Raw genomic sequence first — 19,071 nt, 5'->3', positions numbered from 1 at the left:
GCTGCGCATCAGCCCAGGGGACAGTGCTGGGCCACGAGCCGCAGCAGCTTGTCGAGGTCCAGGGGCTTGTACAGAAGCCCCAGCGTCTCCGGTGGCGCACGGAAGCCGGAGTCGGCCGTCATCATCAGCACCGGCAGCTCCCGGTAGTTGGGATCGTCGCGCACGTGGAGCAGGAACTCGTACCCGTCCATCACCGGCATCATCTTGTCGAGCAGCACCATGCCCGGCATGGGAGCGGCCGCCAGCAGCTCCAGGGCCGCCAGGCCGTTGGCGGCTTGCACCACGCGATAGCCAGCCATCTCCAGGAGCTCGGCGAGGGTCTCCCTCAAGTCCCGCTCATCATCGACAACGAGGATGGTCTTTGAGCGATTCGGCACGACGTGAGGTCCCCGGGCGTTGAGTCCTACCGGAACGCTCCACCCCGGACAAGGTGCGCGCGTTCTCCATCCCAGCGGAATGAAACACCGGGTGTCCTCCCTTGACGCGTGAAGGCCATGGCCCGCTCACGCGTCTGTTGGATGCACTCCTCCATCAGCCGTCCCAGCTCCGCCTGGGGCAGCACACCGTTGCGCGCCAGGAAGGCCTCGTCGACGCCGGGGATGCTGGGGAGCGCGGGCGTGCGCTGCGTCTCCAGCGCCTCCAATGCCTCACGCAGCGCCTGCTTCGCCTTGCCGCCGCCCCGCTCCAGCGCGAAGGCAATCACGTCCCAGGCCAGCTCCGCGTGCCGTGCCTCGTCCTCGGCGATGACCGCCAGGGTTTCAGACACGACAGGGTCGCTGGCCCGCCGGGACGCCTCCTCCGCGACGCTGGCGGCCAGCCCTTCCCCCAGGCATCCATCCAGCAAGGACCCACGCACCAGCCGGGACCAGGCGTCCCCTTCGTCAGCGCTGGGAGGCGAGGGGCGCTCCTGCGCCAGCTCCGGAATCGCGCCCGCGCTCCAGGGCAGCCCCGAGTAGGCCCGGGCGAGCGCGAAGCACCGCCGGGCATGACGGACCTCGTCCAGGGCCGCCAGGTGACAGGCCTCCAGCAACTCCGAGGGGGCGCCCAGGGCGGAGAGCTTGAGCGACAGCTTCGCGAAGGCCGGCACCGACGCGTGCTCCATGCCCGCGGAGTACATCCAGGCCTCGCCCAGCACCGTCCGCTGCCAGGGCGTGAGCCCTTCGAGCGCCGGAGCGGCGTCGTCCGCCCAGCCGTCCCCCAGCGCCCGGCGGGCCACGCGGGCGCGCCCCTTGAGACGCAGCACGCGGCCCTTCGAGAAGTTCATGTTGCCGAGGACGTTGTAGGCCCAGAACACGAGCCCCATCGTCACGGCCCCCAGCAACGTCATCAGGCCACCGCGAGTGCTGTTGCGCTTGCTCATCGTGACGATGCCCGCCACGAAGAGGATGGGCCCCAGGAGGACGACAGCCGCCACCACCATCAAGACGATCTCAACCATGCACGGCCCTTCAGCAACCCATGTGCCAGCACATGCCGGCGGCGCCCGTGGAGAGAGGACCCTACGGGTGTGCAAGTGGCCACGCATCTGTGCAGCGCGCTGCACGGAATCCCGGTCCGCTGGGGGTTCGCTGTAGAACGGGGGGACTATGTCCCTTCGCCCGTTGCCCTTCGCCCTCCTCGCGCTGGTCACCTCCGTCAGCGCCTCCGCCCAGGCGCCCGCGTCCCCGTTGGGCCCCATCTCTCCCACCACCGGCCTGGTGCTCCGGGACGACGTGGTGCGCGCCCTCATCCAGGAGAGCTCGGGGGACCGCATCCATGACGGCGTGCAGCGGTTGTCCCTGCTCGCGCGGGACAGCGTGGACGGCTATTCGGAGGCGGCCGCGTGGACGAAGGCCGCCGCCGAGGCCGCGGGGCTCCAGGACGTCCAGATTGAAGCGATGAAGGACGGTCCCCAGTGGCGGGCCACGCACGGCGAGCTGTGGGTGACAGGTCCCCACCGCTACCGGGTGACGTCCTACGCGGACCTGCCCATGTCCCTGGCGTCGGGCAGCGGCAGCTTCGAGGGCAAGGACCTGGAGCTGGTCGACGTGGGCATGGGCACGCAGGACGCCGACTACGCGGGCAAGGACCTGAAGGGCAAGGTGGCGCTCAGCCACGGGCACCTCGGGGCCACGCTGCGCAACGCCGTGGTGAAGCACGGCGCCGTGGGCGTGGTGTCTTCGTATTCAACGCCGCCCTGGAACGCGCCCCACCGCATGGAAGGCGACTTTCCGGATCAGGTGGGCTGGGCCGCCGTGCCCCGGAGCCTCATCCCGCAGGGCATGCGCACGCCCTTCCTGTTCATGGTGTCGGACCGGCAGGGGCGTGAGCTGCGCACGCAGCTGCGGGAGGGCCCGGTGAAGGTGGACGTGAGCGTCGCCACGCAAGAGCCCACGGGACATCTCAGCATCGTCAGCGGCGTCATCCCCGGCACGCGCGCGGGCGAGGAGGTCGTCCTCACCGCGCACCTGGACCACTACAAGCCCGGGTCCGACGACAACGCCTCCGGATCCGCCACGCTGCTGGAGCTGGTGCGCACTTACACCACGCTCATCCGCCGGGGCGTGCTGCCGCCGCCGGTGCGGACCCTGCGCGTGCTGTGGCTGCCGGAGTTCGAGGGCACCCGCGAGTGGTTCTCCCACCACGGCGCGGATCCGGTGCGGCGGGTGGCGCAGTTCAACTTCGACATGCTCGGCGCCAGCCTGACGCGCGCCCACTCACGCTTCTCCGTCTCGTACACCCCGGACTGGAACGGCAGCTTCGTGAACGCAGTGTCCGAGTCCACGGTGGCCTTCATGAACCGCTTCAACAGCGTGGCCTACCCGACGCGGAAGGACTTCCGCATCGGCTCGGTCACCGGTTCGCGGGACCCGATGGATGCGCACATGGAGCGCTACAGCCGGGGCTCGGATCACCAGCTCTTCAACGACCACGGCATCCCCGGCGTGGCCTTCTCGACGTGGCCGGACGACGGCTACCACACCAGCGGTGACCGGCCGGAGAACGTGGACCCCACCCAGCTGCACCGCGCGGCCTTCGCGAGCCTGGCCTCCATCACCGTCGCCGCGTGGGCCGAAGGCCCGGGGGCCCTGGAGCTCTCGCGACTGGTGGCGGTGCACGGCGCGAGGCGCGTGGCGGAGGACGAGTTCCGGGCCCGCCGCGACCTGGCCGCCATGCCCGCCGCGCAGGTGCCCGGCTTCGCCCGGCTGGCCCGCGCCGGGGTGCGCGCTGGCTATCAGCGTGAACGCGACGCCCTGCGCTCCTGCCTGGCCCTGGGAGCGCCCGCCGAGCCGGTGAAGGCGATGGTGCGGACGCTGGAGACCGCCGAGTCCCAGGCCCTCAAGCGCCTGGAGGCGGACGGCAAGGCGCGCGGGGTGTCCTTGAAGGAGCCCTCGCCTGACGAAGCCGAGCGCCGTGCGAGGGCCTTCGTGCCGCGCCGGGTGAAGGGCCAGGAGCTCGCCTCGTTCGACGACCTGGAGCGCCGCGCGTCCCCCGAGTCCAAGGCCCGGGTGGACGCGGTGAACGCCGCGATGAACGCCGCGGCCTCGGCGCTGCGGGAGCAGGGAGAGAGCGAGCTGCGCTTCTACCAACTGGCGGATGCCGTCGCGAGCTACGCCGACGGCAAGCGCTCCGTGGCGGACATCCGCGATGCCGCCTACGCCGAATATGGCTACGTCTTCCCCGTGGGCGCGCTGGTGGAGCTGTTCACCCTGCTGGAGCAGGGCGGCGTCATGACGCGCGGACGCTGACAAGACGCTCCAATGTCGGAGCCTCATGATACTTCGGCGGGCCGTAGCGACGTCTACGGTTCCGCCGCGACTCCGGCACCCGCGCTCAAGGCGCAGCCGTTTCTCCCATCCTGGTCTCCAATATGATTCGTTCGCGATTCGCAGCCCTTGCCCTGCTCCCGCTCGCCGCCGCCTGTTCCAATCCTGAGTGCACCGAAACCGCGGATTGTGCGGCCCGGGGTCCCGATATCGTTTGCGTTGAGGAACGCTGTGTTCAGGCCGCGTCGCCGGACGCGGGGGTCGTGGACGCAGGCAGTGATTCAGGCGTGGACGCCGGGACCGCCGACGCGGGTTCTGACGACGCGGGCGTTCCGGATGCGGGTGGCCAGGATGCGGGCACCGTGGATGGTGGCGGTGGGGCGCCGCCGGAAGCCTCGCTGCGTATCACCGAGATCAACCCCGACGCCCCGCAGGACCTCATCGAACTGGTGGCCGTCTCCGGAGGGACACTGACGGGCATCTCCCTCCGGGAGCTCACCAACTCCGATTTCGCCTTCACCTTCCCCCAGGGCTACACGGTGGAGACGGGCGCCGTGCTGGTGCTGCACCTCGGAGGCGCCTGCACCGACGCGCCCGGCAATCCGGCTTCGTGTGGGCAGACGTCACCCTTCAGCGCCAGTGCCTGGGACTTCAGCATGCAGGGCACGCTGAGCTATTCCGGCAAGGTGTTTGAGTTGCTGTCGTCCAAGGGCGCGCCTGTCGATGGCGTTCCCTTCGTCCGGGCCTCCGGGGAGATGCCCTCCAACATCGTCGCCGCGGTCCAGCGGCTGCAGGCGGACCGCGTCTGGGATGCCACGCCCTGCATCCACGACCTGACCACGGGGTTCGCGAAAGACCGCTACTGCCGCAACATCGCCGTGAACTGGTCCGACCTCAACGAGGCCTCCAGCATCATGCGCATCAATGGCAGTACGCCGCTGGCGACTCCGGGCACCCAGTCACAGTGGAGCGGTCCGCTGCCTTCGCGCTGGGGCTCGTACTGAGCCGCATGGCGCTTGAACCCAGCAGGTCGCCCGTCCTTCGCCGGACCGCGAGCCTCGCCACCCTCCTCGCCATGGTGGGGTGTGGCTCGGCCACGGTCGGCGGGGGAGGAAGTCCTGCGCGAGCGATGTGGGTCAGCCCGATCGTCAAGACGCCGGACGGCGGGCAGGTCCGGACGACCATCTATTACGGGCCCTGGCAATGCAGCGCTGACTTCCTGTCTCGCTGCGAGGCGAAGTGCGCGGCCCAGGGCCATGCCCTCATGGGCTGCATGTGGCTGGCCGACATCAAGGGTGACTGGCAAGGCCGCTTCCTGCTCATGCCAGCGGAGGCCGGCGGTCGTCTCGCCATCACCCACTGCTGCTGCGACTACCCGACCGTGCCTGACAGCGAGGCACAACGAAAAATCTGGGAGCGTGGTCGCACGGCATTCCGGCGCGACTGGAGCAGTGAATATGGTGACTGGCCAAAGGCGGGCAGCACCAGTTGGCCCGGCCACCACATCTACGACTTGCTGCATGGAGGTCCGCCGCTCGCTCCTGGCAACGTCCTGCCCGTCCCGCCCGACGTACACCTTGAATTCAACAGCGCTTACCCCGCCTGCTATGCACCAGGGGGAAAGTGGCTGACGCCGGGCCCAGCGCGGCCCTACGTTGACTGAGGACGCCGCCATGTCCATGGAAAGACTCCTGGAGGAGTTCTCCCGCAGCCACTTCTCCCGCCCACCTGCGATGGCCGAGCAGATCGCCGACTTCGAGGCTCGCGTCGGCTGGAAGTTGGATGCGGACCTGCGCGCCTTCTACCTGCACTCCAATGGCGGCACGCTCTTCGAGCTAGAGCCCGACGCGAGCTACCGCATCCTCCCGCTGGCCGAGATACGCCGTGCCCGGCTGGCCATCATGGGGCGGGATGACGATACGCACGGAGCCCCATCGCAATACACGCTCGTGGACATGCAGGACACCAACTACGTCGTCCTGGACGTCTCGCAGCAGGAGTCCGGCCGGTATCCGTTGTTCGACGCGTGGCACGAGACATTCCCCAAGACGAAACGCATTGCGTCTTCGTTCTCGGAGTTCCTTGAACGCGCGATGCGAAGCGATGGTTTCTCATACTGGCTGGACAGATGAGCCCTGAGTCTTCCGCTCGCGCGGCATTCAAACAGGGTGACCAGGACACAAGGACCTCAGCAGTTGGCTTTCACCTGCGCGTCGCTCCCGCCCTACGCGCCGAGTGAAGCTGGGGCGTCCACGACTCACGGCAGAATCACCCATTGATACACGGAAATGCCGGAGATGTTTGAAGCAGCTGGAGTCCGCGAGTTACCCTTGGCTCGCCGTCAAAAAGGAGGCGGCCCCCCATGATGACCCCCGACATGATCATCCGCGCCTGGAAGGACCCGTCGTTCCGCGAGAGCCTCACCGCCGAGCAGCGCGCCCAGCTGCCCGCGAACCCCTCCGGTGCGACGCTGAACGAGCTGAACGAGACCGAGCTGATGGACGTCGTTGGCGGCCGGATCGACATCGGCTTCACCGCCACCAACTCCTGTGAGTACATCTGCACCAACCTGACGTTCTCCCTGTGCTGATGGACTGGGTGTGACGGGCGGCTCCCACCCGGAGTCGTCCTGTCGCATTCAAGGCGCGAGGGCTCCGGCTCTCGCGCCTGTCTTTTTCCACGTCCCGCCGGACGTGCAGGGCGCGCATGCAAGAGGGCTCGAAGATGGGTGCGTGGGAGCGGGCTGCCTTCCTCCATGAACGGGAGGCCACGGGAGCGGACCCTTCCACCGCGGCGCTCCAGCAGGCCGAGGCGCGCCTCCAGGCCTGGCGCCGCAGCACGCTGGGCGATGACGCGTCCTTCGATGAACGGCTTCAGGGCGTGGGGCTGGATACGGCGTCCTTCGTGCGTAGGCTCGCCGGAGGCACCGCGCGGCCAGAGGCCCTGGCGTGGCTGCCGCTCCTGGAAGAGGTGCTGGCGGACCGCGCCGCCGACGTCACCCTGCCCTCCCCCGTGGACTCGAGCCCGCGGATGCGCGTGCCGTCCCTGACCCGCCGCTTCCTCCAACTGGGACTGCGCCGGCTGCGAACCGGTGTATCGGCACTGACGGCATCCCCTGAGACGTTGCTGAGCGCGCAGGCCGAAGCCTTGCTGATGGACGCGCTGGAGCAGCGCCTGACGCAGACCGCGACCCGGTCACTGGTGCTGGAGCTCAACGTGGCCCGCCTGCGCGGCGAGCTGCAAGGCGCGACCCCCCAGGCGCGCTTCGAGGACTTCGCCCTGCGCCACTTCGAGGCCCCGGGCCGGCTCGCCGCGTTCCTGGAGGAATACCCGGTGCTGGCGCGGCTCCTGGTGACGTCCCTGGACCGGTGGATCCGCACGAGCCTGGAGCTGCTGACACACCTGGCGGAGGACCGCGAGGCCCTGGCAGCCCTGCTCGGTTCCGGAATGGATCCGGGGCCGCTCGTGGAGGCGCGCATCGGCGCGGGAGACCTGCATCGCGAGGGCCGCAGCGTGGCGCTGCTGACGTTCCGCTCCGGCCTGCGCGTCGTCTACAAGCCTCGGTCGCTGGAGGTCGAGGCTCGCTACCAGGACCTGCTGGAGCAGTTGGAGCGCTGGGGCCTGCGCCATCCCCACCGCCGGCTGAAGGTGCTGACGCGCGAGTCGCATGGCTGGGTGGAGCACGTCGACACCGGCGGATGCGACGACCGCGACGCCGTGGGGCGGTTCTACTGGCGGCAGGGCAGCCACCTGGCGCTGCTGTACCTGCTGCGCGGAGTGGACCTCCACTCCGGCAACCTCCTCGCGGCCGGGGAGTTCCCCGTCCTGGTGGACCTGGAGGGGCTCTTCCACCAGCTCCCCGCCCCACGCGCCGACGACACGGCGGCCTCGCGGGCCGCGCGCTTCCTGGAGCGGTCCGTGCTCAGCAGCGGCCTGCTGCCCATGCTCATGTTCGGCAAGGAGGGCCAGGCCGGAGTGGACCTGAGCGGCCTGGGCGGCGAGGCCGGCCAGCTCTTCCCCCACGCCGCGCCCACGCTGGAGGACCGCGCCCGGGACACCCTGCACGTCGTCCGCCGGCAGCCGGCCACCGCGGCGGCCCACAACCGCCCGCTGCTCCACGGACAGCCCGTGGACGCCACGGCGTTCGCGACGTGCATCGAGGAGGGCTTCCAGGAGACCTACGGGCTGCTGCTCCAGCATCGCGAGGAGGTGGTGCGCACGCTCGAGGGGTTCCGGGACGTGGAGGTGCGCCACATCGCCCGGGCGACGATGCGCTACGGCGTCCTCCTCCAGGAGAGCCTGCACCCGGACTTCCTGCGCGACGCGCTCGACCGGGACCAGCTGCTCGACAAGCTGTGGGCGGAGGTCCGCGTGCGCCCCGCGCTGGCGCGGCTGACGCCCTCCGAGCACGACGACCTCCGGCTGGGGGACGTGCCTGTCTTCAGCGCCCGGCCCGGCTCCCGCCATGTCTGGGACAGCCAGGGACGCTGCATCCCGGACCACCTGCCCCGCCCCGGCCTGGAGGGCTCACGCCAGCTGCTGGAGGCCCTGAGCCCCCAGGACTGCGCTGAACAGGTGGCGCTCATCCGCCAGTCCCTGGTGACGCTGGAGCGGGAGAACGTGGCCCCCCGCGCGCAGGGACCGTCCGCCAGTGAAGCCCCGCCCCCTCCCGCCACGCCCGAGGCGTGCCTCGCTGGCGCGGTCCAGCTGGGGGAGCTGCTGGCGGCCAATGCCATCCATGGCGCCCATGACGCCGGCTGGATTGGCCTGGGCCTCCAGGACCTGGAGCGCCGCCGCTGGGGGCTCTCTCCCCTGCGCACGGACCTCTTCGACGGTGTGGCGGGCCTGGCGCTCTTCTTCGGCTACCTGGCGGCGGTGACGGGCCGCGAGGACTTCGCGACTCTGGCGCGCAGGGCGGCGGTGCCGGTGCGCGAGCAGTGGCGCGCGGCCGAGTCGCAAGACCCTCCCGGCGTGGGGGCGTTCTCCGGGCGCGCGTCGCACGTCTACGTGCTCAGCCACCTGGCCACGGCGCTGGGTGACCCGGCACTCCTGGACGAGGTCCACGCGGGCCTGGGTTCGCTGGAGGCAAGGATTGAATCAGACACGGCGCTGGACCTGATCGCCGGCGTCGCGGGAGCCGGGCTGGTGCTGACGCGGCTGCACCAGCAGACCGGCAGCACGGAAGCGCTCCGGCTGGCGCGCAAGTGCGGCGAGCGGATGCTCCAGACGGCGAGCGACTCCGAACAGGGGGGACGAGCCTGGGTGGTGCCGGCGGCCGGACGCGCACTCACGGGCCTGGCCCACGGCGCCGCGGGCTTCGTCTGGGCCCTGCTGGAATTGGCCACGCTCACCGGCGACGAGCGCTACCGGGAGGCCGCGCGACAGGGATTGGACTTCGAGCGGGCCCTGTTCGTCCCGGAGCGAGGCAACTGGAAGGATTTGCGCACGTCGAAGGACGGCGCGCCGATGGTCCCCGGCGGCTTCATGACCGCCTGGTGCAACGGGGCCGCGGGCGGCGTCCTGGCCCGGCTGCTGTCACTGCGGCATCTGGACGACGTGCGGCTGCGTGATGAAGTTCGCGCCGGGCTCGACACCGTGCAGCGGGAGGGCTTCGGCGGCAGCCACTGCCTGTGCCACGGAGACGTGGGCAACCTGGAGGTGCTGCACCTGGCGGGAGAGGTGCTGGGCGACGAGACCTGGAAGGAGGCCGCGCGCTCGCGGGCCGCGCGGGTGCTGGCGCAGGGCCAGGATGGAGGCTGGCGCTGCGGCCTGCCCCGGTTCACCGAGGCGCCAGGGCTGATGCTGGGCCTGTCTGGGATTGGAATGGGGCTTCTGCGTCTGGCCGCGCCCGGCTTCGTGCCGTCCGTGCTGGCATTGCAGCCGCCCCGGGTGGTGTAGGCTCACGCCTCGCCGCACTCCTTCTGGACGGTCCTCCTTGGAAATGATTCTTGCTCCCGCCCGGCGCATCGACCTGGGCAAGCGCGCCGGTGTCACGGGCGGGTTGTTGGGCGTGCTCTGCGTGATGGCGGAGTTCTGCTTCCTGTTCCCCCACGTGCTCGTGTCCAACGACGGCCGGGCCTTCTACGTGGAGCACCTGGAGGTCTTCCGGGGCATCCTCCAGGTGTCCATCGTCACCACCTTCCTGCTGGGCACCTTCAGCGTGATGACGCTGCGCTCCAAGGCGCACGGCGGCATCGCCATGGTGCTGGCGATGGTGGCGCTGCTCCTGGGCGGCAGCGAGGCGGAGCCCCTGACGCACACGCCGCGAGCGATGAGCGCGGGGCTGGACTTCTTCGCGCTGGACCTGCTGGTGCTCGGGCTGGTGTTCATCCCCATGGAGCGGCTGTGGGGACTGCACGAGCAGAAGATCTTCCGCACCGGCTGGCAGACCGACCTCAAGCACTTCTTCGTCAGCCACGTGGGCGTCCAGCTCATCTCCTTCGCGGTGCTCATCCCCGTGCAGGTGTTCCTGTCCTGGGCCGTGAAGCTGGAGTTCCAGGCGCACGTGGCCGCGCAGCCCATCTGGCTCCAGTTCTTCGAAATCCTGCTGGTCATCGACCTGGTGAGCTACTGGGTGCACCGGGCCTTCCACACCTTCGGGTGGATGTGGAACTTCCACGCCATCCACCACTCGCCGCTGCAGATGGACTGGCTGGCCAGCTCGCGCAGCCACCTGGTGGACACCCTGGTCAACCGCTTCGCGGGCTTCGTGCCGGTGTTCCTGCTGGGCTTCCACCCCTCCGCCATCTACGGCTACCTCGTCTTCGTGTCCTTCCACGCGGTGTACATCCACGCCAACGTCAACCACCGCTGGCCGTACCTGCGCTGGATCTTCGCGACGCCGGAGTTCCACCACTGGCACCACACGTCCGATGACGAAGGCATCGACAAGAACTTCGCCGTCTTCCTGTCGTTCATCGACGTCATCTTCGGCACCGCGTACATGCCGGCCCACTGGCCGTCGAAGTACGGGACCACGAAGTTCCAGCCGCCGGAGACCTACCTGGGCCAGCTGGCGTACCCGTTCCAGCGCCATCAGCAGACGCCCTACGGGTAGCTCCGTTTGAACCCTGTCTACATGAAATCCGTGGGGACCTGAAGTTCTAAATATATCAGGCGAATGGCAGACACCGCGGCGTCCGCCATCGTTACAGTCGCGCTCTCTTTGACGAGGGAGGTGCGGCGATGACTGCTTACGCGCTGGGTTTCCACGAGGTCGATCGGACCCGAATCGCGGAGGTCGGAGGGAAGGGCGCGAGCCTGGGGGAGCTCTCCAAGCTGGAAGGAATCCGCGTCCCGGAGGGCTTCTGCGTTTCCACCGCAGCCTTCAAGCGGGTCCTGGGCGAAGCGCCTGGGCTCGACCGCTTGTCACGGCTGAAGGCGGAGGACCGGGAGGGCATCCGGGAGCTCAGCGCGGAACTCCGTGCGCACATCGAAGGGCTCGCCATCCCTGACGACCTCCAGCAGGCCATCACCCGATTCCATTCCAGGCTTGGCGAACACGCGGCCTACGCCGTCAGGTCCAGCGCGACAGCGGAGGACCTTCCCACGGCGTCGTTCGCGGGCCAGCAGGACTCGTACCTGAACGTCATCGGGACACCGGCGCTCCTGACGCACGTCAGCCGGTGCTGGGCGTCACTCTTCACCGAACGGGCCGTCGCCTACCGGATCCAACACGGCTTCGACCATCGCAAGGTGCACATGGCGGTGGTGGTGCAGAAGATGGTCAACCCGCACGCGGCCGGAACCCTGTTCACGGCCGATCCCGTGACCTCGAACCGGAAGGTGTCCTCCATCGAGGCGATCTTCGGGCTCGGGGAGGCCCTGGTCTCCGGCGTGGTGAACGCGGATGGCTACCAGGTGCGAGACGGACGGATCACCCGGTCCGCGCCCACGCAGCAGGACCGACCGGTGCTGACGGAGGAGCAGGTCCTGCGGCTCGAGCGCCTGGGCAGGCAGATTGAAGCGCACTTCGGGTCTCCCCAGGACATCGAATGGTGCCTGCGCGACGACGCGTTCTTCTTCGTCCAGAGCCGGCCCATCACGACCCTGTATCCCGTCCCGGAGGTGGGTGACGGAGGCAACCACGTCTTCGTCTCCGTCGGACATCAACAGATGATGACCGACCCCATGAAGCCCCTGGGGCTGTCCCTGTGGCAGATGCGCGCGGCCCGTCCCATGTACGCGGCGGGTGGGCGGCTGTTCATCGATTGCACGAAGGAGCTGGCGTCACCTGCGAGCCGGGCGGGCGTCCTGGAGGCCCTGGGCCGCAATGATCCGCTCATCAAGGACGCCCTCCTGAGCATCATTGACCGGGGTGATTTCATCCCACCGCCGCCCGCCCCGGTCCCCGAGCAAGGCAAGCCGGCGATGACGGCCTGGGGCCCGCCTCCGCCTGTCGACGACGATCCAGCCATCGTCACGGAGCTGATCGCGCAAAGCCAGGCGTCGGTCGAAGCGCTGAAGCAGGCCATCCAGACAAAGTCCGGGGTGGAGCTGCTGGATTTCATCGTGGAAGACTTCCAGCAGTCGCGGAAAAGCCTGTTCGAGCCACGGGGCTTCGGCGCGCTCATGGCAGGCATCAACGCCGTGACCTGGCTCAACGACAAGATGTGGGAGTGGCTGGGCGAGAAGAACGCAGCGGACACGCTCTCGCAGTCCGTACCGAACAACATCACCTCGGAGATGGGGCTGGCGCTCCTGGAGGTCGCGGACGCCATCCGGCCGCATCCGGAGGTGATTGCGTACCTGCGAACCGCCAGGGACGAAGGCTTCCTGGAGGGCCTGCTGCGGGTGGAGGGCGGACGGGCGGCCCATGACGCCCTCTCCGCGTATCTCGGCCGGTTCGGCATCCGGTGCGCGGGCGAAATCGATGTGACGCGGACGCGCTGGAGCGAAAGCCCCACGACCCTCGTCCCGTTGATCCTCAGCAACATCCAGACCTTCGCGCCCGGCGCCAGCAGCCAGAAGTTCGAACAGGGGCGGCAGGCGGCCTTGAAGAAGGAACAGGAACTCCTGGCGCGGTTGAAGTCGCTGCCGGAGGGAGAGCAGAAAGCAGACGAAACCCAGCGGATGATCCGCCGGCTCCGGAACTTCATTGGCTACCGCGAGTACCCGAAGTACGGCATCGTCGCCCGGCACTTCGTCTACAGGCAGGCCTTGCTGAAGGAGGCCGAGCGGCTGGTGCAGGCCGGCGTGTTCCAGGAAAAGGAAGACATCTACTCCCTCTTCTTCGAGGAGCTTCGCGAGATCGTGCGCACGAACCAGTTGGATCGCCAGCTCATCCGCCAGCGCCAGGACGAGCACGAGCGCTTCCAGAAGCTGATGCCCCCGCGAGTCATCACCTCCGAGGGCGAAATCGTCGAGGGTGCGTACAAGCGGACCGACCTTCCCGCCGGAGCCCTGGTCGGCCTGGCGGTCTCATCGGGCGTGGTGGAGGGACGGGCCCGCGTCATCCTGGACATGGCTGACGCGAATCCAGCCCCGGGAGACATCCTGGTCACCCGCTTCACGGACCCCAGCTGGACCCCCTTGTTCGTGTCCATCCAGGGCCTGGTGACCGAAGTGGGAGGCCTGATGACCCACGGCGCGGTGATTGCCCGGGAGTACGGCCTGCCGGCGGTCGTCGGCGTGGAGCAGGCGACCCGGCGGATCCGGGACGGGCAGCGCATCCGCGTGCACGGGACAGAAGGCTACGTGGAGCTCCTGTCCTGACGGGCTGTCGCGCTCCGCCTACTTCGCGTACTCCCGCCACCGGGCCTGGCTGACGTAGTCCGAGAGCAGGTAGGTCTTCCGCATGAGCGGGATGTACTGACCAAACAGGCTCCAGTAGGTCTCCGTGTCGTTGAAGACCTCCTGGGCCTTCTGCTCCAGCTCCTGGGGGACGAACCACGCGGCGGTGCCCGGAGGGATGAGCACCTCACCGCTCTGGTACCGATCCAGCGAGCCTGAGTTGTACTTCAGGTTCGAGCGCAGGAAGACGATCTCGCAGGTCTTGCTCTCGCTCAGGGCGCGCGTGAGGTCCGCGAGGATGCGGTAGACGACGGTGTTGGGCATCTCTCCACTGAACCTGGTGAAGTCAGCCACCACCACCACCGGCTCGTCGCTCTTCAGTGGCAGCGACCCCAGGTACTGACGGAGTTTGTCCGCAATCAATGTCCCCACCTCCTGCATCTGCTTGCCCAACAGCTTGCTGTGGAGGCTTTCAGAGAGGTTGACCCACACCGCCCTGCGTCCCTCCGTGGGCTTGGAGGGGTTGAAGAGGAACGCAGAGTCCTGGACGTCGTTCTCCCTGGGCTCGTTGCCAGGAATATAGAACTCGAAGTAGGGCTTGAACGGGTTGAGCTCTGACTTGGCGAAGTTCTCCTTGAGGTGAGGACACTTCTTCTCCAGCAGGTGTTCCTGGAGGCCCAGGGCCGCGGCGGTCCCGGTGGGGAAGAACACCCTCGTGAAGGTGGGCGCCTCGCCCAGGTGGATGTCCTCGGTCAGGTTGGGCGTGGGGGCCACAGCCGGCGTGAGGCGGCGCTGTCTCACGAGCTCGATCAGATCGGCGATGGGGACGAAGGCAGCGCCCAGCAACATGAACTCCCACAGCGTGGATTCGAGGATCCAGACCTTGTCGAAGAGCTCGGTCACCTTCATGCCGTCCTCCGACAGCAGGCCCGAACCTTGTTGCAACACGAACGCGAGCTTTTCGCCCCGCTTCGCGATCTTCTCGGCGATCCGGCTGAAGAAAGGGCGGACGGAGCCATCCTGATGCTGCGCCCGCTCCACGACGGCGAGGGCGATCTCCTGGAGCACTTGAATCCACGCGAGGCTCAGCTCCAGGCCCGGCGGGAGTGGACCGCCCGTCTGCGAAGCGCCGAACCGCGATTTCAGATACTGCAGGTGCTTGGGCCGGGCGCCGCCGTAGTTCTTGTAGACGGACTTCCCCTCCTGGTGCGAGTAGGAGTGCTCCAGCCGCTTGGAGACCTCTTCCAGGTAGTCCGGGTTCAACGAATAGGCGCCCAGGGAGACCCGGGTGCCCGCATGTTCGCCGCCGCCAAAGCCTTCGGACCAGTGACCGAAGCTGGGCTCCGCGAAGCCGAAGGAGCCGAGCTCCTCATAGTGGCTTGCGAAATCCTTGCGCTCGGTGGCGGAGGCCAGGAACGAAGCCGTGAACCGGCTGGGAGGGTGATAGCGGGCGCTGTCTTTTGGGAGAGCGCTCGTGCTGTATTTGATTTCTCCCGGGACTGTATCCAGCACCGCCGGTGCGAGAATCGAGAGGCCCTTCGACAGCAGCGGCGACAGGAGGAAGGCCACGTAGGGAGGGAGGGCATCCACGAAGGGGCGCATGTACTCCCCTTCTCCGTTCGCACTGCGCGGCAGGGAGGTTGCCTTCCTCAACCGTCCGCCCTGGGCGGTCCTGTAGTTCACCAGGCACAGGTTGACGATGAATTGCAGTCCGTCGCTGGCGGTGAGGGATGCGAGCGTGTCGTAGACCTCCGCCAGCTTCTCTCGCAGCTTCAGGGGATCCAGTTCGTGATGGGCGTACAGGTTTCCGAGATACTTGAGAGCGGACTCCTTTGCCTTGCTCAGCGTCTCAATTTTTTTACCCAGCGGAAGAAAAGCACTCGGGTCTGAGTCGTACTCCGCATCCTGGGTTTCATAAGCCTTCAGGGCTTCTTCATGCTGCTCCTCGGCGGTGGAGCCCAGGGTCAACCAGGCATGGAGCAGCAATCTGACGAGCTCCCTGTCGCCCGTCTTCGTCTTCCCGTCCACGCCCTTCTTGAGCCAGGCCGGAGCATCCAGCGCGCCGGGAGAGGTTTCGTGAGTCGTACACTTGCCGAATTTGCAGAAGACACAGCCCATGACGGTTCCTCGAAGGTGTGCCCCAGTCTAGGAGCCTGCTCTTCCGGGATCGAGTGAAACCCGGGAAGACCGGTCCACGCGCAGAGCCGCACAGGGGACACCTGACGAAGCAAGCGCAAGAGAAAGGCCTGGCAACCCGCATTGGATTGCCAGGCCCCTAGCTGCCTTCGCGGCTAATTGCAGACGCCGTCGCGGTCCGCGCAGTAGGCGAAGCAGGACGACATATAGACACCCATGATGCTGGTGCCGTCGCAGCAGTAGCACATGACCCAGGAAGCGTTCTTTTCAGCCGCATCGGCGGAGGGACCGCACGTCGCCTCGCACTGAGCAACGGAACCGGTACACGTGGTGCCGTTCGCGCATGCAGCGACCACCTCTTCGTCGGACGTGCCACCACACCCCGCCAACAGCCCCACTGCCATCAAGCCCGCGATGATTGCCCTACGCATGTGTATGTCTCCCGGTTGAGTGCTGCCCGGCCACGATAGGCCAGGGTGTCTCCCCTCTGGGAATCCGGGTCGTGAGCACCTCATGCACTGACGGCGTGCGAGGCATGTCACGGCTCGACGATGAACGTGGTGGAGTCCACTCCGGTATTGCCGGTGACGGGGTCGTACGCACTCACAGTGACTTCGTATGCACCCGGCTGCTGGACGGAGAGCTCTGCCTCGAAGGTGCTCGTCTTGCCGGCGTACTTCAGGGGGAGCTGGGTGAGCGGCTTTCCATTGTGCTTCACCGTGGCCTGCAGCTCATACCGGCTGGAGTCCCAGAGCCCCTTGGGCTCCGTCGGACAGCCACACATGAGGGTGAGATTGGCGCGAAGAGGCAGGGTGAGCTTCCTGTCCTTCGTGAGCTTGACGAACTCGTGAGCGGATGGCGCCAGCACATCCACCGCGAAGCCAGGAAGCTCCAGGATGAGGCCGTCGCCCTCGATGTGTTTGCCGGGCAGCAGCCAGAGCTGGGTCGTGCTGGTCGCGAGCGCCTGCCGCTGCGCAAGAGGCCCGGACACCTCCACCGTCACCAGCCGCGGCTCGGCGATGTCCAGGGTGGCCGTGAACTTCGCGGAAGCCTCATCCGCGAGCGCCGCGCCCCGCGCCTGTGGCTGCTTCATCAGCGTCTGGGTGTTCCCAGTCGAGCCGGCGGTGACGCCGCTGGTCAGCACCTGGCCGGTCTGCCCATCCCGGAGCACCACCCGGACGCCCCCATGGACGTCCCGATGAACTTGCCGTCCCGTGCGCGGGCCCTCACGACCAGCCGTGTCTCCGCCGCGAGCGCGGTCGAGGAGAACAACACCAGACTCCAGAGAATGAGGCTTCGCATGACTCGCTCCGTCTTGAGGAAAGGGCTCAAGCGAAGCCATGTACCACGCCCAAGAAAAAGCCTGGCAACCCGTACTGGATTGCCAGGCCATCTCACTGTGAAGGCGGCGGGAATCGAAGCCTCGTGGGCGGATTTGGTCCCTGCTCGGACCACCGGCCGCCAATGCGGTTTTCGCTCTGAGGAAGGGGGCGGATTCCTGTCCGGGTGAGTCCAGGCCCGTCCATTGGATTTGGTTCTTTTTTGGTCCCTGCGGGCTACCAAACCGACCGGAGCGCAGCGCCGGATAGAGCAGAGCCCCCTGGCACCGCGCCGCCCTGGGGCTGTGGTGCCGTCTGACGCGCGATGGTAGCCAGCATTCAAGTCCCGCGCTACTCCGAACCAGGATGCCCACTTACGCCGAGTATCACCTCGGGACCATGGAGCTTGCCCGCGACGAGCACTGCCTGCGTAGCCGTGGTGCCCGTCCGGTACGTGGTGGCCGCCAGCGGCTGTGCCGAGTGTCAGGGGCCGGGTCAACGACCGCTTCCGGGTCGGCCAAATGGATCGCGATTCCTGATCGCGCAGGACTGGCTGCTTGCGGCCGGTTGCCCTTCGCCCGCGCGGAGGGAGAGTCAAGGGCACAGAACCGTTCCGGTTTCGACGGAGCTGACCCTTGACGCTCCCGAGCACGCGGGCTGGTCGGGACAGCGATCCGAGGAGGTGACCCACGCGCGATCCGACAGGGCGGCCTATGACGCTCGGGCGAGGATGCTTCGAGGTGCCCTACCGAAACAGATTCAGGGGAATTCCGGCATCCCTAGCTATCTGAGTCGTGCCGCCACCATCTACATCTACTTTCGGACTCGTGCCGCCGTCGCTTGCGCTAGGAGTCGACACCATTGTCGGCGGCATGACTGACGACGCGCCAGCACTGCTGATCGGATGCTGAGCGGCTACAGGTTGGGGAGTTCCTGGGGATGCCACTGTTGTCTGAGAACTAGCAGCAAGCCTGTGCTGCTGAATGAGGGCAACGATTGTCAAGCTAACCCCAATGGCAGCGAGCATTAGAAGGAAGACAAAAAACAGTCCTTGCCCTATCTTGATTCTCTTGGCTTTGGCCTCGTGGATGTCAAAGTGGGTTCGCGCGATCTGCCAAATATGCGCCGTCATGAACCGTCGATAATATGCCGTCCCTGATTTAGGATACGGCGGTGGAGCCTCCACGGGAGGCTGAGTTTCCGCTCCCGCTGATGCTGCCGTCGGCTCCACGGGCATTGTTGGTTCTGGCGATGATGATTCGGGGATGATGTCGCTTGATGGCTCTATAACGACGTTGTCGCTGTCTTGCTGTTCTGCCTGATTGAGAGGTGACGTTTTTGATTGGGCAGGCGCAGGAAGAGAGATGAAGTCCAATCTGTCTGAATCAATCAGCACACTAGGATTGAACACATCTTGCTCGGAAATCCCTACATAGTCGCCACGAATCAAAAGCGACCAGACAGCAATGGCACTGGCAGAAAGCCCTGCGAGAAGTGCCACCCCATAGAAGATTGGTACGATGTATGGCCAAAGTCCCCAAAGGGAACTGAGGTACTCAGGGTGTTGAATCAGCATTCCGCCGAACGTGAATGCAACCGTAAGCGAAAGGCCGCTTGCAGTGAGCAGCGACGTTGCTTTCGCGTTCAGATTGTTCTCGCGAGCGGTTTCGCTCGCGAGATATTCTTTACTTATCTTGTAGAGTTCTTCTGCCAGGTCAGGCGAGTTAAGCCTAAGGCGGTTGATAAGTTCATCGGCATCAAGCTGCCCGCCAGTCGTCTGAGCAGAGGATTTCATTGGCTGACGTGATTGTTACTTTTTGAAGTTGCCGTGGTGTTTTTTGCCGCCACCGGGGGTCGGTGTTGGGCTAGGCAGTAAGCCACCATTCTCATTGAGAGGTCTACCCGATGACGCAACTGGCGTAGGTCGCGGCTGGGGTGGCGGCTTCGGTTGGTGGCTTCCGGCTGCCGGCTTCCTCGTGCCGCTATCGCTGGCGTGAATGTTCATGTGCTCACCTATCCCCTTGATCATTTCGCACCTGCCCGCTGCTCGGTCTGGGAGTGGGCGGCGGGCGCAATGGAGCGGGGTTGGGCTCATGCTTCCTAAGGGGTTCTCCCGGGGACGGGGTCGGTGTTGGGGG

13 protein-coding genes are annotated in these 19,071 nt (G+C 67.0%); 8 read left to right on the top strand and 5 right to left on the bottom strand.

The genetic code is table 11. The features are described 5' to 3' along the window. Nucleotides 1–8: 8 nt before the first annotated feature. Both D7X96_RS26545 and D7X96_RS26540 read right to left on the bottom strand, forming a co-directional pair. Nucleotides 9–377 carry a response regulator gene (locus D7X96_RS26545; protein WP_120546297.1) on the bottom strand — a complete coding sequence of 123 codons (369 nt, stop codon included), beginning with the start codon at nucleotides 375–377 and terminating at the stop codon, nucleotides 9–11. 26 nt (nucleotides 378–403) lie between these two features. Next, entirely contained in the window at nucleotides 404–1,438 is a 1,035-nt protein-coding gene (locus D7X96_RS26540) for a ferritin-like domain-containing protein (protein ID WP_244219733.1), read from the bottom strand. 148 nt (nucleotides 1,439–1,586) lie between these two features. Between D7X96_RS26540 and D7X96_RS26535 the strand changes: the two genes are divergently transcribed. The 8 genes from D7X96_RS26535 (at nucleotide 1,587) to rph (ending at nucleotide 13,460) form a co-directional block, all read left to right on the top strand. Continuing rightward, the gene (locus tag D7X96_RS26535) at nucleotides 1,587–3,728 is read left to right on the top strand and encodes a M28 family peptidase (RefSeq protein ID WP_121771029.1); all 2,142 of its coding nucleotides are present in this window, start codon (nucleotides 1,587–1,589) and stop codon (nucleotides 3,726–3,728) included. Nucleotides 3,729–4,033: 305 nt separating this feature from the next. Further along, entirely contained in the window at nucleotides 4,034–4,750 is a 717-nt protein-coding gene (locus D7X96_RS26530) for a lipoprotein TP_1001-related protein (protein WP_244219732.1), read from the top strand. 125 nt (nucleotides 4,751–4,875) lie between these two features. Then, nucleotides 4,876–5,409 (top strand): hypothetical protein, encoded by a 534-nt coding sequence (locus tag D7X96_RS26525; protein WP_233609593.1) that lies wholly within the window; start codon nucleotides 4,876–4,878, stop codon nucleotides 5,407–5,409. 10 nt (nucleotides 5,410–5,419) lie between these two features. Continuing rightward, complete coding sequence (locus D7X96_RS26520; RefSeq protein ID WP_121771040.1) at nucleotides 5,420–5,878, top strand: SMI1/KNR4 family protein; 459 nt, start codon at nucleotides 5,420–5,422, stop codon at nucleotides 5,876–5,878. 230 nt (nucleotides 5,879–6,108) lie between these two features. Further along, on the top strand, nucleotides 6,109–6,336 hold the full coding sequence (locus D7X96_RS26515; RefSeq protein WP_208647379.1) for a mersacidin/lichenicidin family type 2 lantibiotic: 228 nt from the start codon (nucleotides 6,109–6,111) through the stop codon (nucleotides 6,334–6,336). Nucleotides 6,337–6,452: 116 nt separating this feature from the next. Next, on the top strand, nucleotides 6,453–9,644 hold the full coding sequence (locus D7X96_RS26510) for a type 2 lanthipeptide synthetase LanM family protein (RefSeq protein ID WP_121771028.1): 3,192 nt from the start codon (nucleotides 6,453–6,455) through the stop codon (nucleotides 9,642–9,644). 43 nt (nucleotides 9,645–9,687) lie between these two features. Then, nucleotides 9,688–10,803, top strand: a complete 1,116-nt coding sequence (locus D7X96_RS26505; RefSeq protein WP_121724057.1) for a sterol desaturase family protein — start codon at nucleotides 9,688–9,690, stop codon at nucleotides 10,801–10,803. Nucleotides 10,804–10,931: 128 nt separating this feature from the next. Beyond that, entirely contained in the window at nucleotides 10,932–13,460 is a 2,529-nt protein-coding gene (rph, locus tag D7X96_RS26500; RefSeq protein WP_121771027.1) for a rifamycin-inactivating phosphotransferase, read from the top strand. 18 nt (nucleotides 13,461–13,478) lie between these two features. Here rph and D7X96_RS26495 read toward each other — a convergent pair whose 3' ends face one another. The 3 genes from D7X96_RS26495 to D7X96_RS39665 all read right to left on the bottom strand — a co-directional run bounded on the left by D7X96_RS26495 (nucleotide 13,479) and on the right by D7X96_RS39665 (nucleotide 18,728). Continuing rightward, complete coding sequence (locus D7X96_RS26495) at nucleotides 13,479–15,506, bottom strand: hypothetical protein (RefSeq protein ID WP_147468405.1); 2,028 nt, start codon at nucleotides 15,504–15,506, stop codon at nucleotides 13,479–13,481. A 646-nt stretch (nucleotides 15,507–16,152) separates the two neighbouring features. After that, entirely contained in the window at nucleotides 16,153–16,788 is a 636-nt protein-coding gene (locus D7X96_RS26485) for a hypothetical protein (protein WP_244219731.1), read from the bottom strand. A gap of 890 nt (nucleotides 16,789–17,678) precedes the next feature. Further along, nucleotides 17,679–18,728 carry a hypothetical protein gene (locus D7X96_RS39665; protein WP_147468404.1) on the bottom strand — a complete coding sequence of 350 codons (1,050 nt, stop codon included), beginning with the start codon at nucleotides 18,726–18,728 and terminating at the stop codon, nucleotides 17,679–17,681. Nucleotides 18,729–19,071 lie beyond the last annotated feature (343 nt).

It is taken from the genome of Corallococcus interemptor (assembly GCF_003668875.1).
Classification (GTDB): domain Bacteria; phylum Myxococcota; class Myxococcia; order Myxococcales; family Myxococcaceae; genus Corallococcus; species Corallococcus interemptor.
This window is presented reverse-complemented; position numbering and strand designations above follow the sequence as displayed.